The organism is Sphingobium indicum BiD32, assembly GCF_000382885.1.
Taxonomy (GTDB): domain Bacteria; phylum Pseudomonadota; class Alphaproteobacteria; order Sphingomonadales; family Sphingomonadaceae; genus Sphingobium; species Sphingobium japonicum_C.
The window spans coordinates 1-3,579 of record NZ_CAVK010000130.1; the positions used below are offsets into that span (position 1 = coordinate 1).

General features: G+C 59.3%; 5 protein-coding genes. 3 read left to right on the top strand and 2 right to left on the bottom strand.

Annotated elements, in window-relative coordinates:
• Positions 1-1,049 (bottom strand): type IV secretory system conjugative DNA transfer family protein (locus EBBID32_RS24925; RefSeq protein ID WP_037490616.1); only part of this gene is annotated, 1,049 nt, incomplete at its 3' end.
• Positions 1,049-1,534, bottom strand: a complete 486-nt coding sequence (locus EBBID32_RS12965; protein ID WP_006958303.1) for a hypothetical protein — start codon at positions 1,532-1,534, stop codon at positions 1,049-1,051. The genes EBBID32_RS12965 and EBBID32_RS24925, both read right to left, overlap by 1 nt.
• A gap of 232 nt (positions 1,535-1,766) precedes the next feature.
• Between EBBID32_RS12965 and EBBID32_RS12970 the strand changes: the two genes are divergently transcribed.
• From EBBID32_RS12970 to EBBID32_RS12980, 3 genes are all read left to right on the top strand, one after another.
• Complete coding sequence (locus tag EBBID32_RS12970) at positions 1,767-2,087, top strand: hypothetical protein (RefSeq protein ID WP_037490621.1); 321 nt, start codon at positions 1,767-1,769, stop codon at positions 2,085-2,087.
• 119 nt (positions 2,088-2,206) lie between these two features.
• Entirely contained in the window at positions 2,207-2,539 is a 333-nt protein-coding gene (locus EBBID32_RS12975; RefSeq protein ID WP_006958307.1) for a HigA family addiction module antitoxin, read from the top strand.
• 71 nt (positions 2,540-2,610) lie between these two features.
• Entirely contained in the window at positions 2,611-3,486 is an 876-nt protein-coding gene (locus tag EBBID32_RS12980; RefSeq protein WP_006958309.1) for a DNA-methyltransferase, read from the top strand.
• The last annotated feature ends 93 nt before the right edge of the window (positions 3,487-3,579 follow it).

The following is a 3,579-nucleotide window of genomic DNA, read 5'->3' on the forward strand; positions in this document are numbered from 1 at the left end:
GGACAGACCGCCCCCGCCAGCGCCTGCGCGACCGCCACGGCGTTGGGGTCGTCCCGCACCAGCACGTCGAGCGGGTTGAATGTCGCGGGGCTTAAGCCGCGCGCCTTGAAGGTCGTTGCCAGCTCGCCCCACGGGTTGATGACATGCACCGCCTGCGCGAGAAGCCCCGCGCGGACGCGGGCGGTGATCGCGGCGTTCTCGCCCTTGGGGTCGATAACGATGGCGGAGCCGGAATAGCGCAGTAGCGTCGGCACGATGACGCGCGTGCCTTTACCGGTACGGGTGCGCGCCACGATCAAGGTGTGATGCTCGGGCGTCGAGAGCACCGGCGCGCCGGGCTGCTGCGCCAGCGGCACCTTGTCCAGCTCCGGCGCGCTGCTCTTCCCGAAGAACACGCCTTTCAGGCCGTAATGGATATTCGGCATCAGCGGACGCATTTCAGCGTAGCTGGCCGTGCCGTAATTATCGGAGAGCGGCGGCAAGTCCTTTGGCGGCGCGCCGCGTCCGAAGCCGAGCAAACGCCATAGCAGCCACACCACGGGCAGCGCGATCAGCGCGCTAAAGACGGCAAATAGAACCCCGCCGTAGCGGAACCACCAGTTCCACATGGTCATCACGGCGGATTCAAACATGCGCTCGATGTGCGAAGGCTCCGGCGGCGGGGGCGGCGCGTTGCGCGCGTATTTCTCGCGTTCGGCCAGATGACGCGGCGCGGCCAGCGCTTCCGCTCTTTGGGCGAGCTGGCTTTCTAGCGCGGGAGAACGCCCGCGCCATTTGGCGCGCAGCGCTTCCATCTCGCGGGTGATCTCGCCGTTCCGCGCCCGACGCTCGGCTTCCGTGAACGTCGTGTTCTGTCCAAGAAACATGTTGCGGTATTCGACCATGAGGTCGGCCAGCCGGTCAGCGTCGCGCTCAAGCTCCGACGCTTGCGCCGTCGCAGGCGGCGGCGCGAGATTGGTTTGCTGCGCCGCTGCGGGAACCGCAAAGGCCAGAAACAATCCCAGCAGCACGACAAGCGCATGAATGCGAGGTCGTGCCGCCCGGCGCATCAGAAAGGCCCGTCCCCGGCCTGCGGCGGCGCGGGCTCCGCCGTGCCCGTGGGCACGGCCAGCTCCGGCGCGCCTTCCGCCGCGCAAAGCGCGTTCCAAACCTCCGCAAAATGCGGGTGGCCGGTCGGGTCGGTGACAAGCCCATGCAACAGGTGTTCAAGATAGTTGCCGACGATCTGGCTCACGGTGCGCTCCGGTGGCGCAGGCGCGCGGCCTGCGGCAGCGGCGTCCAGCGTTTCGATCTGCGCCAGCAGCCGGAGCAATCTCGGCTGCACCTCCACCGTCACCGGCACGGGATCGTCCGTGTCGTTCATCGCGGCGTCTAGCACGCGCGTCAGCGCGGCCACGTCCGGATGCGCGGCGAACAGCGCGCGCAAATGGGCAAGCTTGGGATGCGGCGCGGAATCGGGCGTGTTGCCCGCGCCAAGCTCCCAAGCCGCCAGCGCGGCGTCATCGGCGTCCTCTTCGGGTCTGTCGTTCGCCATGGGAGCCCCCCAATAGATCAGGCACGGTCATGTCCGTGACTGACGGTAAATCTTGCAAAGGCTAATCTCAATAAACGGCTTTGCTCTGCATCCCCCGCCAAGGTTTACGGGAATTGGATATATACTTGTGCGAAAACGCAATTCCGCACAATCTTAAGGTGAAGGGCGCGCAGAAAGGCGGGTCCGGATCGGGGGAGACGTGAAATGGCTGGCATGCGGAACTGAATTTATCGTGGCGGATGTGATTCGCTGGCGCGAGCCGATCTGGAAGCCGCAGCCCCGTTCCTCGAAAAAGAAGCCCACGATGATCGGCCAGCGCGCCGTCACAGGGCAAGTCCTCAAGATCGACCGCAATGGATGGGCGCATATCCAGGTCGCCGCCTGCACCGTCGAGCAATCGCCCCGATCATGGCATCCCGTGCATCCCCTGAAAATCGGCGAGACGATCCGGCGGCGGCGCAGCAAGATCGGACAGGGAAAGGTAGACCGGCTCCCGTGGAGCGACGAAACCGCCCGCGCCGCCATTGTCGGCTCGCGGTTCTTGAAGTCGTAGCAGCAAGCGGGGGCGCGGCTATGGTCGGCGCAAATGTATTCTGTAAAGCGTCACTTTACAGGCAACGGCGCATTTTGTAGGCTCGCTCGGGTTAGGCAATGTCCGTGCGGAAGGCTGCAATGACCGATAAACATAATGCTCGGTTGAATGAACCGGTCCATCCTGGCGGCTTTGTTAAGATCAAAATTGTGGAAGCGCATGGCCTTTCGGTGACGAGCGCTGCCCATGCGCTTGGCGTCACACGTCCGGCTCTCTCGGCATTGCTAAACGAGCGCGCCCATCTTTCAGCAGAGATGGCGTTGCGAATCGAGAAAGTTTTCGGAATTTCGATCGAGACTTTGATGCGTATGCAAAACACCTATGACATTGCCCAAGCGCGGAAGCGAGCCGGGGATATAAAGCTTTCGCCGTTCAAGAAAAAAACGCTGGATCTGCGATCTGCAATCATGTAAGCTGATGGCCAGGCTTAAGTATTGGCAAGTTAGAAAAAGCCAATAGATAATATTATCTCAGGATTAAGAAAATGGCACGTCAAAGCGCACGAATGAAGACCGAAAATGTCATTCCTATTCGGAAAACGAAAGCCGTCATCGAGTGCCAAGATAACCTGGACTTTATGCGCTCTTTAAAAAAGGGCAGCATGGATTTGATCGTCACTTCCCCGCCTTATAATATTGGCAAAGAATATGAGAAGCGAACCACCCTCGATATTTACATCGAAAGTCAAGCGGCGACGATCGCAGAAGCTGTCCGCCTTCTTCATCCTCAAGGTTCAATCTGCTGGCAAGTGGGAAATCACGTTGATGACGGAGAAGTCTTTCCCCTCGACGTGATACTTTACCGGATTTTCAAAGATCATGGCTTACAGTTGCGAAACCGAATTATCTGGACCTTCGGCCATGGGCTCCACTGTCAAAATCGCTTCTCAGGACGGCATGAGACAATTCTTTGGTTTACCAAAGGCGACGACTACACGTTCAATCTCGACCCCGTTCGTATCCCCTCAAAATACCCTCACAAGAAGCACTTTAAGGGGCCTAATAAAGGCAAACTATCCGGAAATCCGCTGGGCAAAAATCCGTCCGACGTTTGGGATATTCCTAACGTGAAATCAAACCACGTTGAGAAAACGGAGCATCCCTGCCAATTCCCTGTCGGTTTGGTTGAACGCTTGGTTCTTAGCATGACAAATCCGGGGGGTAACGTGCTGGATCCATACCTAGGCGTGGGATCGAGTGCTGTTGCCGCTTTGAAGAATGGCCGCAACGCTTACGGCTGCGATATCACCGAGGAATACGTTGATGTGGCGCGCGACCGCATAGCGCAGCTAGAAGCCGGGACGCTCCGAACCAGAGCTATGAATCAACCCATCTATGAGCCTCCGGTGAGAGAAGATTGATGCAATTTGCTGAAGCTTATTCCCACCACAACGGGCGCGATCAGTGGGCGCAAAGGGAACTCGACGCCTGGCTGATTGAGTAGCCCCTAGTTT